We start from the raw sequence: 14471 nt of genomic DNA on the forward strand, positions 1-14471 counted from the left end.
GGTCATTCCCGCGGCCGGGCGGCGAAAAGGTGAGGGTGCAGTGACGACAAGTCCGCCGGGCGACCCCCGCCCGGCGGACTCATCATGGTGTGCTGTGCATTCCTCTGCCGAGGTGATCGCAGGGTCTAGACCCAGGACACCCCACCCGGTCGCGCGGCCACGTCGTGCGCCTCCTCCTCCTGGGCATGAACCTCCCCTGTGCCCATGCCCGACGCCGGACCGATACCCCCCGGGAATCGGCTTACACCCGCATTTACCGCAGTACTCTAAGGGTGAATCACCGGTCACATACCGGATTCGGCCGGGTCCAGGGGGCAAATGCCTTAAGGGAGGCTCTCCAGCACTTCTCGGGCCACCGCGGTGGCCTCTGTCAGGCACCGCTGCCGCTGCGCCGCCGAGGGCTCCGCACCGACCGTCCGTTCGCTGTAACTCACCGTTATCACCACGTTGCGGCTGCGCACCGCGACCTCCCCGATCGCCAGCGGCCGCTGCCGGTCGACCTTGAACCAGCGGTAGGCCTGCTCCCCCAGCCCGCTCTGCCGCTCCAGCGTCACCGTCCGCTCCTCGGTGGCCTTGCCGGCCAGCGCCCACTTGATGTCGAAGTGCCGCCGGGCGCTGTCGACCGGCGTGACCGCGCCCGCCGCCGGGTAGAGCCGGCTGTCGATCTGCAGCCAGCGGTCCTTCGCCTCGGCCGAGGGGGGCGAGCCGAATCCGCAGTAGCCGAACGTCGTGTTGCCGCTGGAGGTCCGCTCCGCCCGTGGCACCAGCCGCCGGACGGTCTCCGCCGACACGCTCCGGCAGGCCGGCGGCAGCGCGGTGTAGATCGGGCCCGCCGACGACGGGGCCGGCGACGAGGAGTTCGCCGATGCCGGCGTCCCTCCCCTGGACGCCCGGGGCGCCGGGGCACCGCGCTCCTCCTCGCCGGACGGCAGCAGCAGGAAGACCGCCGCCACCGCCACCGCGACGGCGCCCATGACCGGCAGCAGCAGCCTCACCAGCCTCGGCCGGCGTGCCGTCTCCGGCGGCTCCGGTGGCGAGTAGATCCGGTCGAAGTCCCCTGGAGGCCGTGGCAGGCCCACTCCCCGCTCCCTCCTCCCGGCTGCACCCAACCGAAAGGCTAGGCAAAGCCGGGGACCCCGGCCAAGGCCGCCCGGCCCCGGACTGTCGGTCCTCACGGCGACAATGAGGTGATGCTGCTCGCCGAGATCACTCGTACCTCCGCTGCGGTGGCCGACACCTCGGCCCGGCGGGGCAAGATCGCGTTGCTGGCCGACTGCCTGCGCCGGGCCGGTCCGTCCGACGCCGCCGTGGCGGTGGCCTACCTGTCCGGCGAGCTTCCGCAGCGGCAGATCGGGGTGGGCCACGCCGCCCTACGCGACCTGCCGTCCCCGGCCGCCGAGCCCTCCCTCACCGTGGCCGAGGTCGACGCGGCGTTCACCGAGATCGGCGCGGTGGCGGGCAAGGGCTCGGTGGCACGACGCCGCGCGCTGCTCGGCGCGCTGCTGGCCCGCGCCACCCGCCGGGAGCAGGACTTCCTGGTCCGGCTGCTGGCCGGCGAGTTGCGCCAGGGTGCGCTGGAGGGGGTCATGGCCGACGCCGTCGCCCAGGCGGCCGGGGTGCCCGCCGCACGGGTCCGGCGCGCGGTGATGCTGCGCGGCGCGCTCGGCCCGGTGGCCACCGCCGCCCTCGACGGCGGTGCGCAGGCGTTGGAGGCGTTCACCCTCCAGGTGGGCCGCCCCGTCAAGCCGATGCTGGCCGCCAGCGCCCCGTCCGTGGCAGAGGCGCTGGCCAAACTCGACAGCAGACCCGGCGGCAAGCGGGTGGCCGTGGAGTGGAAGCTGGACGGCGTCCGCGCCCAGATCCACATCGCCGGGGACCGGATCGGCGTCTTCACCCGTACCCTCGACGACATCACCGCCCGGCTGCCCGAGGTCGTGGCGGCCCTGCGCGCGCTGCCGGTCCGCGACGCGGTGCTCGACGGCGAGCTGATCGCGCTGCGCCCGGACGGCCGCCCCCACCCGTTCCAGGTCACCGGCGCCCGCACCGCCACCCGCACCGGCACCGCCGCCCCCGAGTCGGTGCCGCTGTCGGTCTTCCTGTTCGACGCCCTCCATCTGGACGGACGGGACCTGCTCGACCGTCCCGCCGCCGAGCGCTACCAGGCCCTGGACGAGGCCGTCCCCGCCGGCCTGCGCATGCCCCGTCTGGTCACCGGCTCCGCCGAGGAGGCCGCCGCCTTCTTTTCCGGCGCCGTCGAGCGCGGCCACGAGGGCGTGGTGGTCAAGTCGCTGGACACCCCCTACACCGCCGGCCGCCGCGGCGCCGGCTGGGTCAAGGTCAAGCCCCGCCACACCCTCGACCTGGTGGTGCTGGCCGCCGAGTGGGGCCACGGCCGCCGCCGGGGCTACCTGTCCAACCTGCACCTGGGCGCCCGTGACCCGGCCACCGGCGGCTTCGTCATGCTCGGCAAGACCTTCAAGGGCCTGACCGACGAGCTGCTGGCCTGGCAGACCGAGCGCTTCCGCGAACTGGCCGTCCGCGAGGACTCCTGGACGGTCCACCTGCGCCCCGCGCTGGTGGTCGAGATCGCTTTCGACGGCCTGCAGCGCAGCCCTCGCTACCCGGCCGGCCTGGCCCTGCGCTTCGCCCGCGTGCTGCGCTACCGCCCCGACAAGACCCCCGCCGAAGCCGACACCATCGACACCGTCCGCACTCTGGCCGCCCTCCCCGACTGACCCGCCGGGTCAGCCGTCGAGACGGGACAGCATGCGATGGGCCACGACCTCGTAGGCGCCGTCCTTGAGCTGGTGCATGGCCACCATGCCGTCGATCTCGGTCGAGTCTCCCATGTCGGCGCCGCCGCGGACGATCCAGTAGTGCTCGATGCCGAGCTTGGCGTAGACGTCGAACTTGTCGACGGCGTCGTTCTCCTCGCTGCGCTCCGACACGGCCTCGACGACCAGGTGGATCACCGAGGCGTCGTGAGTCGTCTCACGTGGTTCGGGCCGATGTCCGGCGACGAAGACGACTCCGTCGGCGACGAAGTTGTTTCGCCCCGACCGGCCCCGCGCGAAACCGCTGTCGGCCACGTACTGCTCACCGGCGACCTCGTGCCCGAGCCGCCGCCAGTGCTGGAGCACTGTCATGATCACCTGCCAGTACCAGAACGTGACCGGCATGTGGACGAGCTCCAATCTCCCGTCGCGGAGCTCCCAGGCCCATCCGCGTGGCGTGGCCGGCAAACCCTCGAACGTGGCGCGCGTGATGACACCGTCGCTCGGCAGGTCGATCTGCAGTGTCACGCCCACTCCTCCCCGCCGGACCGCCGGCTTCGCAAGACGCTCGCCATCCAGGGTACGGCGGCCGGTGGTCACGGGCATTGTGCCGGGATACCCGCCGGTAAGAGCCTCGATCGCGAAAGAGCGCGGTCAGCCGGAGAAGTGGATGGGGTTGACCAGGTCGGCGTAGATGAGCAGGGCGCCCATGAAGAGCATGACGCAGGCCATCACATAGGTGATCGGCAGAGCCTTGGCGACGTCCACGTAGCCGGGGTCGGGGCGGCGGAAGAGCTTGGCGAAGGCGCGCTTGACGGCCTCCCACAGGGCGCCGGCGATGTGGCCGCCGTCCAGGGGCAGCAGCGGGATCAGGTTGAACATGCCGACGCCGAAGTTGACCGCGGCCAGCACCGAGATGAACCAGGCGATCTTGTCGGTGGTCTCGTGCTCGGAGGCGATGATCTCGCCGCCGATCCGGCTGGCGCCCACCACCCCGATCGGCCCCTCGGGGTCGCGCTCCTCGCCGCCGAACGCCGCGTGCCAGACCCCGACCATCCGCTGCGGCAGCTGGGCCAGCGCGACCACGGTGCGCTCGGTCATCTCGCCCATGTGCTCGGCGACCGCGCCCAGCCCCAACTGCTCCCGCTCCACCAGCGGCGAGATGCCCAGGAAGCCGACCGTCTCGACCCGGTCGGGGTCGTCGAGGGCGCGCAGCTTGTTGGTGGTGACGGCCACGTCGAGGGTGCGCCGGGCGCCGTCCGCGCCCTCCACGACGATCGGCACGGTGCGCCCGCCGGAGCCGCGGATCAGCTTCTGCAACTGCTCGTAGTCGGAGATCCGCCGGCCGTCGTAGGACACGAAGCGGTCGCCGGGGCGCAGGCCCACCTGCGCGGCGGGGGTCAGCGGCTCGCCGGCCCGGCAGTCGCGGCCGGCCTCGGCGGCGGGAATGGTGCACTTGGACACCGTGCTGATCACCGGCTGCGGGCGGTCCACCCCGAAGCCCATGATCAGGATGGCGAAGAACAGCACCGCCAGCATGATGTTCATGGCCGGGCCGGCGAACATGATCAGCAGCTTCTGCCACCACTTCTTGGCGTAGAAGACCCGGTCCCCGTCGCCCGGGCCGACCTCCTCCAGCGCCGCGCCGCGGGCGGAGTCGATCAGCCCCTGGAACGGGCCGGTGCGCATGGTGCGGGCCATCGGCACGCCGTCCGGGCCGGGCAGGTCGCCCTTGCGCGGCGGCAGCATGCCGATCATCCGGATGTAGCCGCCGAACGGCAGCCACTTGATCCCGTACTCGGTCTCGCCCTTGTGCCTGGACCACATCGTGGGCCCGAAGCCGACCATGAACTGGGTGGTCCGGACGCCGAACAGCTTGGCGAAGCTGAAATGCCCCAGCTCGTGCAGCGCGATCGAGAGCATGAGCAGCAGGAAGAACAGCAGCGCGCCGCCCAGCACGATCAGCGATTCCATGGGCCCTCCGGAGATCTCCGCAATCCGCACCAGCGTATGTCATGTCCTCCGGGCGGGACTCCCCGAAAGTTTCGTCCGGTCCATCGCCGGCGGGCCCGGAAACGTTCCGGGCAACGGTCTCAGCCGAGGAAGCCGCGCAGCAGGGCGGCGGTGCCCTCCAGGTGCTCGACCACCGCGCGCCGGGCCGCCTCCGGATCGCCGACCAGGATCGCCGCCACGATGGCCTCGTGCTGCACGGCCGAGTGCTCGATGTTGCGCTGCAGCACCGGGATGGCGTTGAGCAGGTCGGTGACCCGCATCCGGGCGTCGGCGCACGCGGCGGACAGCAGGGCGGAGCCGGTCAGCTCGGCGATCGTCAGGTGGAACCGGGCGTCCAGCCGCCGGTAGTCGGTCTCGCCGGCGGAGTTGGCCTCGGCCAGCGCCCGCCGCAGCCGGGCGGACTGCGCCTCGGTCAGCCCCGCGGAGGCCAGTTGCTGGGCGGCGCCGGTCTCCACGGCCATCCGGTAGGTCAGCGCGTCGGTGAGCTGCTCGACCTGCCCCTCGGCAACGCGGGCCAGGTCGCCGCTGCGGGGCCGGGGCGTCCGGTAGGTCACGAAGGTGCCGCCGGAACGGCCCCGCCGGGACTCCACGTACCCCTCCTGCTGGAGCGCGCGGATCGCCTCCCGCAGGGTGACGCGGCTGACGCCGAGGCGGGGGGCCAGCTCCCGTTCGGGGGGCAGCCGTTCGCCGTGCGCCACCGCCCCGAGCTTGATGATCTGCAGGAGCCGTTCCACGGTCTCCTCGAACGCGTTGCCGGCCCGGACTGGGCGGAGCACGGCGGCGAGCGGGTCGCCGGCAGCTTCCTCCGGCGGGCCCTGCACCTGGTCGTCGATCTCGCTCAGCATTGCCGCCCTTCGGTGCTGGTTGAGGTCGTCGGGGCAACGTTACGACCGCTCGCCCGTCAGCCGCGACCTCCGGCATCGCCCTACCCGGTTCTGGGGCGAGGGCAACTACCGTGGACCGGGTGACGGTACAGGTCGCGGTGTGCGGGCCGGCGGACTGCTCGCCGCAGGAGGAGCGGTGGGCCCGCGAGGTGGGACGGCTGCTGGCCGGACGCGGCGCGGTGGTCGTCTGCGGCGGCCAGGGGGGCGTCATGGCGGCGGTGGCCGCCGGGGCGCGGGCCGCCGGCGGGACGGTGGTGGGCCTGCTGCCGGCCGCCGACCGCGCGGGCGCCTGCCCGGACCTGACGGTGGTCATCCCCACCGGGCTCGGCCAGGCCCGCAACGTCCTGATCGTCAACTCCGCCGACGCGGTGATCGTGGTGGGCGGCTCCTGGGGGACGCTGTCGGAGGTGGCCCACGCCATGCGGCGCGGCGGGGTCCCGGTCGTCGCGCTCGGCGGCTGGCGGGTGCTCGACCGGGACGGCCGTGAGCCACCGGGCGTCCGGCACGCCGCCACCCCGGCGGAGGCGGTCCGGCTGGCGTTTCCGCCGGATGCGGATTCCGGGACGGACGACGCTTTCCGGGACGCGGCGGACTGCTAGCCTGAGGCCACGCCGTCGACCCCGTGCGGGAGAGCGCCCTCGCAGCCGGCGAGGGACGCCGAAGGAGCAACTCCTCCCCGGAACCTCTCAGGCCCAAGGACCGCGTGGGACAGGCGACCTCTGGAAAGAGGGGGCCGCGCGTCCCCCGCCGAAGGTGAAAGCGTCCCGGCCCCGGGGCGTGAAACTCTCAGGCGCCGATGACAGAGGGGGAGGCACCGTCAACGCCTGGTGCGAGTGGGAACATGAGACCAGCGCACCGTGACAAGGAGCCGACCCGTGCCTGCCGACAACACCACCGCCAAGAAGACGCCGCTGTACGACGTCCACCGGGAGCTCGGCGCCAACCTCGTCGACTTCGCCGGATACCTGATGCCGCTGCGCTACGCCAGTGAGACCGCCGAGCACCGCGCGGTCCGCACCGGCGCCGGGCTGTTCGACCTGTCCCACATGGGCGAGATCTTCGTCGAGGGTCCGCAGGCCGCCCAGGGCCTGGACTACGCGCTGGTCGGCGAGCCGTCGGCGGTGCCGATCGGCAGGGCCCGCTACACCATGATCTGCGCCCCGGACGGCGGGGTGCTGGACGACCTGATCGTCTACCGGCTGGCCGAGGAGCGGTTCCTGGTGGTCGCCAACGCCGCCAACATCGCGACGGTGCACCGGGCGCTGGCCGAGCGTGTCGCGTCCGGTTTCCAGGCGGAGGTGGCCGACCGCTCCGACGAGTACGCCCTGATCGCGCTGCAGGGCCCGCAGTCGCAGGCGATCCTGTCCCAGTTCACCGACGCCCCGCTGGACGGGCTGCGGTACTACGCGTGGCTGAGCGGCCGGGTCGCCGGCGTGGACGCGCTGATCGCGCGCACCGGCTACACCGGTGAGGACGGCTTCGAGCTGTTCGTGGCCGCCGCCGACGCCGTCCGGCTGTGGAACGAGCTGGCCCTGGTGGAGGGTGTGCTGCCGGCCGGGCTGGCGGCCCGTGACACGCTGCGGCTGGAGGCGGGGATGCCGCTGTACGGCAACGAGCTGACGGCCGAGACGACCCCGTACGAGGCCGGGCTGGGCCGGGTGGTCAAGCTGGGCAAGCCGGGCGACTTCGTGGGTAGGAAAGCGCTGGCCGCCTACGCCGACACTCCGCCGGGCCGTACGCTCGTGGGGCTGGTGGCGCGGGGGCGCCGGGCGCCCCGCAAGGGGTACGAGGTGGTGCGGGCCGACGGCACCGTGTGCGGTGTCGTGACCAGCGGCGCCCCGTCGCCCACGCTGGGCAAGCCGATCGCGATGGCCTACGTCGACAGCGGGGCCGCCGAGGCCGGTCTGGCCGTCGACGTCCGCGGCCGACACGAGCCGGTCGACGTGGTGGACCTGCCCTTCTATAAGCGTTCCTGACGTTCCTAAGACGCGCGTATCCGGGAAAGAGAGCAATCGTGAGCGTTCCAGAGCAGCTCCGTTACAGCGAAGAGCACGAGTGGGTGGCGGGCCTCGGCAACGAGGACGGCGTGGTGACCATCGGGATCACCGCGCACGCCGCGGACGCGCTGGGTGAGATCGTCTACCTGGAGCTGCACCGTGGCGAGGGCGAGACGGTGGAGGCCGGCGAGCCCTGCGGCGAGATCGAGTCGACCAAGTCGGTCAGCGACATCTACGCGCCGGTCTCCGGTGAGATCACCGCGGTCAACCAGGCGGTGATCGACGAGCCCAAAGTGATCAACGACGACCCGTACGGCGAGGGCTGGATCCTCAAGGTGCGGGTGGAGACCGAGCCCGGCGACCTGCTGGACGCCGAGTCCTACGGCAAGCTGATCGAGGAGTCCTGATGAGCTTCGGCCTGTACGACCCGCTGTCGGCGGTCGACCCGGAGGTGGCCGAGGCCGTCCGGTCCGAGCTGCGCCGCCAGCAGTCCACCCTGGAGATGATCGCCTCGGAGAACTTCGCCCCGGTGTCGGTGCTCGAGGCGCAGGGCTCGGTGCTGACCAACAAGTACGCCGAGGGCTATCCCGGGCGGCGCTACTACGGCGGCTGCGAGTACGTGGACGTCGCCGAGCAGCTGGCGATCGACCGGGCCAGGGAGCTGTTCGGCGCCGAGCACGCCAACGTCCAGCCGCATTCGGGCGCGCAGGCCAACACCGCGGTGTACTTCGCGCTGCTGGAGCACGGCGACACCGTCCTGGGCCTGGACCTGGCGCACGGCGGTCACCTGACGCACGGGATGCGCATCAACTACTCGGGCAAGACGCTCAACTTCGTTCCCTACCACGTGCGCGCCACCGACGGCCGCGTCGACATGGACGAGGTCGCGGCGCTGGCGGTCGAGCACCGGCCGAAGATGATCGTGGCGGGCTGGTCGGCCTACCCCCGGCAGCTGGACTTCGCCGAGTTCCGGCGGATCGCCGACTCGGTGGACGCGCTGCTGATGGTGGACATGGCGCACTTCGCCGGGCTGGTGGCGGCGGGGCTGCACCCCTCGCCGGTGCCGCACGCCGACATCGTCACCACCACCACCCACAAGACGCTGGGCGGGCCGCGCGGCGGGATGATCCTGTGCCGTCAGGAGTACGCCAAGAAGATCAACTCGGCGGTGTTCCCGGGCATGCAGGGCGGCCCGCTGGAGCACGTGATCGCCGCCAAGGCGGTCGCGCTGAAGATCGCCGCGTCCGAGGAGTTCCGCGAGCGGCAGGCCCGTACCGTGGAGGGCGCCCGGCTGCTGGCCGAGCGGCTGACCGGTGAGGACTGCGCCAAGGCCGGCGTCAGGGTGCTGACCGGCGGCACCGACGTGCACCTGGTGCTGGTCGACCTGGTCGATTCGGAGCTGACCGGCCGGGACGCCGAGGACCTGCTGCACTCCATCGGCATCACGGTCAACCGCAACGCGGTGCCCAACGACCCGCGCCCGCCGATGGTCACCTCGGGGCTGCGAGTGGGCACGCCCGCGCTGGCCACCCGGGGCTTCACCGCCGAGGACTTCGCCGAGGTCGCCGACGTCATCGCGCTGGCCCTGCAGCCGGAGCCGGACACCACCGCGCTGGCGGCCAGGGTGCGCGCCCTGGCCGACAGGCACCCGCTGTACCCGGACCTGTGATCGGCCGCCGTGATCCCGCGGGATCACGGCCCGGGCCCGGCCGCCGCGGCGGCCGGGCCTTGTCCACAGGCGTCTCCGTTCCGAAGCCCTCCCCCTGGACGTCTGCGTTTCGCGGGCCACTTCGCGGGGACCGTGGTTCCGACGATGCCCCCATGTCCCCACGACGTCCCGCCTCGCGGCCGATGCCGTGGGGCCCCGGCCACAACGAGGTAGCCGAGGTAGCCATGGCCATCAGCGTCTTCGACCTATTCAAGATCGGCATCGGCCCGTCCAGCTCGCACACCGGCGGGCCGATGGCCGCCGCCCACCGCTTCGCCCGCGGCCTGCACCGGGACGGGCTGCTGGACAAGACCGGCTCGGTGCGGGCGGTCCTGTACGGCTCCCTCGGCCTGACCGGCAAGGGGCACGGCAGCGACAAGGCCGTCATCCTCGGCCTGGAGGGCGACAAGCCCGAGCTCGTCGACGTCGACACCGTCCCCGACCGCCTGGCCGCCGTCCGCGAGCGCGGCGTCCTGCGGCTGTTCGGCCGGGTGGAGGTGCCCTTCACGGTCGGCGAGCACCTGGTCTTCGAGCGCCGGGAGTCGCTGCCGGGCCACCCCAACGGGATGCGCTTCACCGCGTTCGACGCCAACGGCGAGGAGCTGCGCTCGCGGGTCTACTACTCGGTCGGCGGCGGCTTCGTGGTGGACGAGAGCGCCACCGGCGCGGACCGCATCAAGGCCGACGACACCGTACTGCCGTACCCCTTCGACTCGGGCGCCGAGTTGCTGGCCCGCTGCGCCGAGACCGGCCTGTCGATCTCGGCGCTCATGCTGGAGAACGAGAAGGCTTTCGGCCGCTCGGAGGCCGAGATCAACGCCGGTCTGGTCGAGTTGTGGCAGGTGATGCGCGCCTGCGTGCGGCGCGGCTGCACCACCGAGGGCCTGCTGCCGGGCGGCCTGAAGGTCCGCCGCCGCGCCCCCCGGCTGCACCGCCGCCTGGTCGGCGAGCCTCCGTCCGACCCGCTGCACGCCATGGACTGGGTCACTCTGTTCGCCCTGGCCGTCAACGAGGAGAACGCGGCGGGCGGCCGGATCGTCACCGCCCCCACCAACGGCGCAGCGGGCATCATCCCGGCCGTCCTGCACTACTACGAGCGGTTCGTGCCCGGCGCCGACGACTCCGGCGCGGTCCGCTTCCTGCTCACCGCGGGCGCCATCGGCGTGCTGTTCAAGCAGAACGCCTCCATCTCCGGCGCCGAGGTCGGCTGCCAGGGCGAGGTCGGCTCGGCCTGCTCGATGGCGGCCGCCGGGCTGGCCGAGGTGCTGGGTGGCACCCCCGAGCAGGTGGAGAACGCCGCCGAGATCGGCATCGAGCACAACCTGGGCCTGACCTGCGACCCGGTCGGCGGCCTGGTCCAGGTCCCGTGCATCGAGCGCAACGCGGTCGGCGCCGTCAAGGCCATCACCGCCGCCCGCATCGCGCTGCGCGGCGACGGCCACCACTTCGTCTCCCTCGACAAGGCCATCAAGACGATGCGCGACACCGGCCGCGACATGCTCGACAAGTACAAGGAGACCAGCCGCGGCGGCCTGGCCGTCAACGTCATCGAGTGCTGACCCCTGCGACCAGGGTTGTTGTGACAGCACCGGCGGACCGACCCCCGCCGACCTGTTTCCCCATGGTTTTCCCGGGAGGCGGACGGCTCAGGGGGTGACGGCCATGTTGGTCAGGATCCGGGTGGCCAGGGTGGTGTCGCCGGTGGTCGTGACGGCGACCGACTCGGGGGTGCAGCGGCCGCTCGCGAGCTTGAGGTAGGACTCCCAGTCCATGCGCAGGGTGACGGTCGGGTCGGGGACAGGCTCGGTCTCGCGGGCCTTGCCGTCCTCGGCGACGGCGATGTATGCGGTGAACGCGGCGGGACCGGTGACCTCCAGGCGCAAGGACTGGCCGGGTCGGGCGCCGGCCCTCTTGGCGAAGACGTACGGCAGGCCGGGGGCGAGCCTGGCGCGGGCGCACTGGGCGGCGGGGGCGTCGAGGTTGCCCGGCCGGTTCACGGCGCGGCGGATGTCCTGTTCGTGGACGTAGCAGTCGAAGGCGCGGAACTCCATGAACAGCGCGTAGGTGCCCGTCGCGCCGGTCGGCAGCGTGGTGGGCTGTTCGGGGTCGATGCCGGGCAGCGCGGCCAGCCGCAGGTCGAGCACCTCGGCGAGTTCGGCGAGGACCTGCTCGCCCGGCACCGGACGGCGTACATCCACGCCGATCTCCAGCAGGCGGCCGAAGTCGTTGCGCACGTGCGGCAGGTCGTCGGGCAGCGGGTGCTCGGGCAGCGCCTCGCCGAGCAGCATGCGCTCCACACTGATCAGGTGAGAGAGGACGTCCTTGACCGTCCAGCCCGGGCAGTCGGTGGACAGGTCGTAGTGGGACGCGTCGAAGTCCCCTGCCAGCGCGATCGTCGAGCGCAGGGTCTGCTCCCACGCCGCCGCGTTCCGGGCCATGTCGTCTCTCATGCGGTGAGACTCCCACGGCCGGTTGTTTCACGCAACCCTTCAGGTCTCCAGCCAGATGTAGCCGGCGAAGCGGCCGGTGCGCGCGTCCCGGCGGTAGGAGAACAGCTCCGGCGACTCCAGGGTGCAGCGCGCGTCGTGCCGGACGTCGGCGACCCCGGCCCCCTTGAGCTGGGCCTCCACTCCGGCCCGCAGGTCCAGGGCGGGCGTGCCCCGCCGGGTCGTGGCGCGGGTCTGCGGGACCAGCGCGGCGACCTCCTCGCGCAGCCCGGCGGGGACCTCGTAGCACCGGCCGCAGGCGGCCGGGCCGACCAGCGCCGACATCCGGGACGGGTCCGCGCCGCGGCCGGCCATCGCCGCCACCAGCGCGGGGACGACGCCGAGGGTGGTGCCCGCCCGGCCGGAGTGGGCCGCGCCGACCAGCCCGGCGGCGGGATCGGCGAGCAGGACGGGCACGCAATCGGCCACCAGGACGGCCAGGCCCAGGCCCGCCCGGTCGGTGAAGACCGCGTCGAGCCCCGGCGGGTCGTCCCCGAACGGCTCGGTGACGTAGCCCACCTCGGCGCCGTGGACCTGCCGCATGTAGACCACGCGGGACGGGTCGAGACCGAGTTCACGCGCGGTCGACTCGCGGTTGCGGCGGACCGCCTCCGAGTCGTCGCCGACGGCGCCGCCGAGGTTACGGCCGTCGAACGGTGCGGCGCTCACCCCGCCCGAACGGTCCGTGATGGCCGCCTGCACCCGCCCGCCCAGTCGCATCCCGCGAGTCCTCCGTCCGTGCGCACCGGCTTTGCGGACCGAGGTTATCCCGGACGGGCGGACCGAGGTCGTCCCGGACGGCCCGTCACTCCGGCGTCCGGGGCTCGGGGAGCCGATCGGACGAGTCGACCAGGCGCAGCTTCACGACGGCGGGCAGCGAGTCGCGGTCCACCGCCGTGCGCAGCCCGACCAGCGCGAAGCCGGCGATATGGCTCCGCAGCGCCTGCAGGTCGGCCCCGGCCGCGTAGGAGACGGTCATCGCGAGCCGGGGATGCTTCCTGCTGCCCAGCAGCCTGGCGCGCGTCTTCTCCACACCGGGGAGCCCCTCGACCTCCTTCTCGATGGCGGAGGTGAGGGCGGCGGCCGACACCTTGGTGACGCCGGACCCGTCCTGCTCCAGGGACAGGCCGGTCAGCTTCTCCGAACGGCCCTGGGCAAACAGCCACGTCAGCCCCAGCAGCGTGACAGTCACCGCGCCCGCGGCGACGGCCGGCCAGAACCACGGGTGCCCGTCGGGAAAGCCGCGCAGCCCGGCGCTCAGCAGCGGCCGGTCTGCCGCCCTGGTCCCCCAGGCTCCCAGCGAGCGGGCCAGCGCGAGCCCACCGCCGGCCAGCAGCAGGAGCCCGACGAGAGTGAGCCCGAACCGGTTCAGCCCGGCTCCGCTGCGGTCCACGGTCTCATCCCTCCGTCGAGCGGACGCGCACGGACACCGCCCGGCGGGGCCGCGGGCCGAGTTCCTCCAGGCGCCGGGTGACCGCGGCGCCCACCTGCCGGGTCAGCCCGCCGGGATCGCGCAGCGCGGTCTCCGCCTCGACGATGACCCGGTGCCGGCGCACCTTCACCCGCCGTACGGAGGTGATCATCTCGACGTCGGCGGCGGCCGCGGCCACCGCCCGCCGCAGCCCTCGCTCGGTCACCCCCATGACCAGGTGGGGGTCGTCGCTGCGCAGCGGTATCAGGGAGGTGTGGCCCGGTCTGAGGCCGGCCAGCAGGCAAGCCAGACCGAGCAGGGAGATCACGGCCGCGGCCGCCCGGGTGGCCGGGTCGTTCCAGGAGGTGCCGGTGAGCCAGGACACGGCCCGCCCGTAGTCCACCAGCCTGAGGGGCGAGCCGACCAGTGTGGAGATCACCTCCGCGGCCACGATCACGCCCGCCGCGATCAGCAGGGACGACACCAGCAGCGCCGGCAGTCTCCGGCGGGGCCGGAAGGCCCGGCGGGCGGCCCGCCTGGCGGTGCGGTCGACGGTGGGAGCCTGGGCCGGGCTGGTCCGCGCGGGCCGCCGCTGTCCCGCATGCGTGGTCATCGCACCCTCGCCACCCTCCGGGGCTCGGGGGGCTCCAGGGCGGTGACGTCGATGTCGACGTGCCGCACGGTCAGGCCGGTCAAGGACTGGATCTGGTCTCGGATCCGTTCGCGGGCCTGCCGGGTCACCGCCAGGATGGACGTCGGGTACTCCACCGAGATCTCCACGCGGGCGACGGCCATGGACCCGTCCAGCGTCGCCCGGACGCGCGCCCGCCGGGCCCGGCCCAGCCGGACGCCCAGGATGCTGCGCCCGGTCCCGTGCGCCTGCTCCATCTCGGCGACGGCGCGGGAGGCGATCTTGGTCACCACCCGGTCGGTGATCACCGTGGTGCCGTGGTCGGACCTCAGCAGGCCCGTGCTCATGACGACGGGCCCCTGCCGCGGGTCCGCCCGGCGCCGAAGACCTCGCCGAGGTCCAGATCACCGGCCAGGACGCGGCCGATCAGGAAGCCGATGACGCCGAACACCAGGACGGCGACGAACCCCGGCCAGCCGCCGAAGGCGGTGGCGATGCCGAGCGCGGTCCCGTACGCCAGACCGGCGATCGGCCAGATCGTGCTGGTTCCCATGTCCCTTCCCCCAT

At 73.0% G+C, this 14471-nt stretch carries 16 protein-coding genes and 2 riboswitches; of the genes, 6 read left to right on the top strand and 10 right to left on the bottom strand.

Annotated elements, in window-relative coordinates:
• Positions 1 to 323: 323 nt before the first annotated feature.
• Positions 324 to 1079, bottom strand: coding sequence for a hypothetical protein (locus tag C4U03_RS06140; protein WP_103936652.1), 756 nt, complete (start codon positions 1077 to 1079; stop codon positions 324 to 326).
• A gap of 111 nt (positions 1080 to 1190) precedes the next feature.
• Between C4U03_RS06140 and C4U03_RS06145 the strand changes: the two genes are divergently transcribed.
• Positions 1191 to 2735: an ATP-dependent DNA ligase gene (locus C4U03_RS06145; RefSeq protein ID WP_103936653.1), complete on the top strand. Its 1545-nt coding sequence runs from the start codon at positions 1191 to 1193 to the stop codon at positions 2733 to 2735.
• Between the two features lie 9 nt (positions 2736 to 2744).
• On the opposite strand, the gene C4U03_RS06150 is transcribed toward C4U03_RS06145, so the two are convergent.
• From C4U03_RS06150 to C4U03_RS06160, 3 genes are all read right to left on the bottom strand, one after another.
• Positions 2745 to 3302 carry a Uma2 family endonuclease gene (locus C4U03_RS06150; RefSeq protein ID WP_160146913.1) on the bottom strand — a complete coding sequence of 186 codons (558 nt, stop codon included), beginning with the start codon at positions 3300 to 3302 and terminating at the stop codon, positions 2745 to 2747.
• Between the two features lie 126 nt (positions 3303 to 3428).
• Positions 3429 to 4748: a M50 family metallopeptidase gene (locus tag C4U03_RS06155; protein ID WP_103936655.1), complete on the bottom strand. Its 1320-nt coding sequence runs from the start codon at positions 4746 to 4748 to the stop codon at positions 3429 to 3431.
• A 119-nt stretch (positions 4749 to 4867) separates the two neighbouring features.
• The gene (locus C4U03_RS06160) at positions 4868 to 5632 is read right to left on the bottom strand and encodes a FadR/GntR family transcriptional regulator (protein WP_103936656.1); all 765 of its coding nucleotides are present in this window, start codon (positions 5630 to 5632) and stop codon (positions 4868 to 4870) included.
• Between the two features lie 119 nt (positions 5633 to 5751).
• On the opposite strand from C4U03_RS06160, the gene C4U03_RS06165 reads away from it, so the two are divergent.
• The 5 genes from C4U03_RS06165 (at position 5752) to C4U03_RS06185 (ending at position 10935) form a co-directional block, all read left to right on the top strand.
• Positions 5752 to 6270 (top strand): TIGR00725 family protein, encoded by a 519-nt coding sequence (locus tag C4U03_RS06165; RefSeq protein ID WP_103936963.1) that lies wholly within the window; start codon positions 5752 to 5754, stop codon positions 6268 to 6270.
• A gap of 16 nt (positions 6271 to 6286) precedes the next feature.
• A riboswitch (glycine riboswitch) is annotated at positions 6287 to 6383 on the top strand.
• 4 nt (positions 6384 to 6387) lie between these two features.
• Positions 6388 to 6477: riboswitch (glycine riboswitch) on the top strand.
• A 69-nt stretch (positions 6478 to 6546) separates the two neighbouring features.
• On the top strand, positions 6547 to 7647 hold the full coding sequence (gene gcvT, locus C4U03_RS06170; protein ID WP_103936657.1) for a glycine cleavage system aminomethyltransferase GcvT: 1101 nt from the start codon (positions 6547 to 6549) through the stop codon (positions 7645 to 7647).
• A gap of 38 nt (positions 7648 to 7685) precedes the next feature.
• A complete protein-coding gene (gene gcvH, locus C4U03_RS06175) occupies positions 7686 to 8075 on the top strand; it encodes a glycine cleavage system protein GcvH (protein WP_103936658.1) in 390 nt (129 codons plus the stop codon).
• Positions 8075 to 9337 (top strand): serine hydroxymethyltransferase, encoded by a 1263-nt coding sequence (locus tag C4U03_RS06180; RefSeq protein ID WP_103936659.1) that lies wholly within the window; start codon positions 8075 to 8077, stop codon positions 9335 to 9337. Before gcvH ends, C4U03_RS06180 begins: the two co-directional genes overlap by 1 nt.
• Before the next feature lie 224 nt (positions 9338 to 9561).
• A complete protein-coding gene (locus C4U03_RS06185) occupies positions 9562 to 10935 on the top strand; it encodes an L-serine ammonia-lyase (protein WP_103936660.1) in 1374 nt (457 codons plus the stop codon).
• A gap of 87 nt (positions 10936 to 11022) precedes the next feature.
• Here the strand turns inward: C4U03_RS06185 and C4U03_RS06190 are convergent, their stop codons facing one another.
• The 6 genes from C4U03_RS06190 to C4U03_RS06215 all read right to left on the bottom strand — a co-directional run bounded on the left by C4U03_RS06190 (position 11023) and on the right by C4U03_RS06215 (position 14457).
• The gene (locus C4U03_RS06190; RefSeq protein ID WP_103936661.1) at positions 11023 to 11826 is read right to left on the bottom strand and encodes a maleylpyruvate isomerase family mycothiol-dependent enzyme; all 804 of its coding nucleotides are present in this window, start codon (positions 11824 to 11826) and stop codon (positions 11023 to 11025) included.
• 39 nt (positions 11827 to 11865) lie between these two features.
• Entirely contained in the window at positions 11866 to 12582 is a 717-nt protein-coding gene (gene pgeF, locus C4U03_RS06195; protein ID WP_103936662.1) for a peptidoglycan editing factor PgeF, read from the bottom strand.
• An 85-nt stretch (positions 12583 to 12667) separates the two neighbouring features.
• The gene (locus C4U03_RS06200) at positions 12668 to 13255 is read right to left on the bottom strand and encodes an alkaline shock response membrane anchor protein AmaP (RefSeq protein ID WP_103936663.1); all 588 of its coding nucleotides are present in this window, start codon (positions 13253 to 13255) and stop codon (positions 12668 to 12670) included.
• A gap of 4 nt (positions 13256 to 13259) precedes the next feature.
• Positions 13260 to 13886 carry a DUF6286 domain-containing protein gene (locus C4U03_RS06205; RefSeq protein ID WP_103936664.1) on the bottom strand — a complete coding sequence of 209 codons (627 nt, stop codon included), beginning with the start codon at positions 13884 to 13886 and terminating at the stop codon, positions 13260 to 13262.
• Positions 13883 to 14251, bottom strand: a complete 369-nt coding sequence (locus C4U03_RS06210; RefSeq protein ID WP_103936665.1) for an Asp23/Gls24 family envelope stress response protein — start codon at positions 14249 to 14251, stop codon at positions 13883 to 13885. Before C4U03_RS06210 ends, C4U03_RS06205 begins: the two co-directional genes overlap by 4 nt.
• Positions 14248 to 14457 carry a hypothetical protein gene (locus tag C4U03_RS06215; RefSeq protein ID WP_407701408.1) on the bottom strand — a complete coding sequence of 70 codons (210 nt, stop codon included), beginning with the start codon at positions 14455 to 14457 and terminating at the stop codon, positions 14248 to 14250. Before C4U03_RS06215 ends, C4U03_RS06210 begins: the two co-directional genes overlap by 4 nt.
• Between the last annotated feature and the right edge of the window lie 14 nt (positions 14458 to 14471).

It is taken from the genome of Thermomonospora echinospora (genome assembly GCF_900108175.1).
Lineage (GTDB): Bacteria > Actinomycetota > Actinomycetes > Streptosporangiales > Streptosporangiaceae > Thermomonospora > Thermomonospora echinospora.

Bases quoted from the DNA above. Each gene is read 5' to 3' on its own strand.
- C4U03_RS06145 (WP_103936653.1), top strand. From the start codon at position 1,191: ATGCTGCTCGCCGAGATCACTCGTACCTCCGCTGCGGTGGCCGACACC.
- C4U03_RS06155 (WP_103936655.1), bottom strand. From the start codon at position 4,748: ATGGAATCGCTGATCGTGCTGGGCGGCGCGCTGCTGTTCTTCCTGCTG.
- C4U03_RS06160 (WP_103936656.1), bottom strand. From the start codon at position 5,632: ATGCTGAGCGAGATCGACGACCAGGTGCAGGGCCCGCCGGAGGAAGCT.
- C4U03_RS06180 (WP_103936659.1), top strand. From the start codon at position 8,075: ATGAGCTTCGGCCTGTACGACCCGCTGTCGGCGGTCGACCCGGAGGTG.
- C4U03_RS06185 (WP_103936660.1), top strand. From the start codon at position 9,562: ATGGCCATCAGCGTCTTCGACCTATTCAAGATCGGCATCGGCCCGTCC.
- C4U03_RS06190 (WP_103936661.1), bottom strand. From the start codon at position 11,826: ATGAGAGACGACATGGCCCGGAACGCGGCGGCGTGGGAGCAGACCCTG.
- pgeF (WP_103936662.1), bottom strand. From the start codon at position 12,582: ATGCGACTGGGCGGGCGGGTGCAGGCGGCCATCACGGACCGTTCGGGC.
- C4U03_RS06205 (WP_103936664.1), bottom strand. From the start codon at position 13,886: ATGACCACGCATGCGGGACAGCGGCGGCCCGCGCGGACCAGCCCGGCC.
- C4U03_RS06210 (WP_103936665.1), bottom strand. From the start codon at position 14,251: ATGAGCACGGGCCTGCTGAGGTCCGACCACGGCACCACGGTGATCACC.
- C4U03_RS06215 (WP_407701408.1), bottom strand. From the start codon at position 14,457: ATGGGAACCAGCACGATCTGGCCGATCGCCGGTCTGGCGTACGGGACC.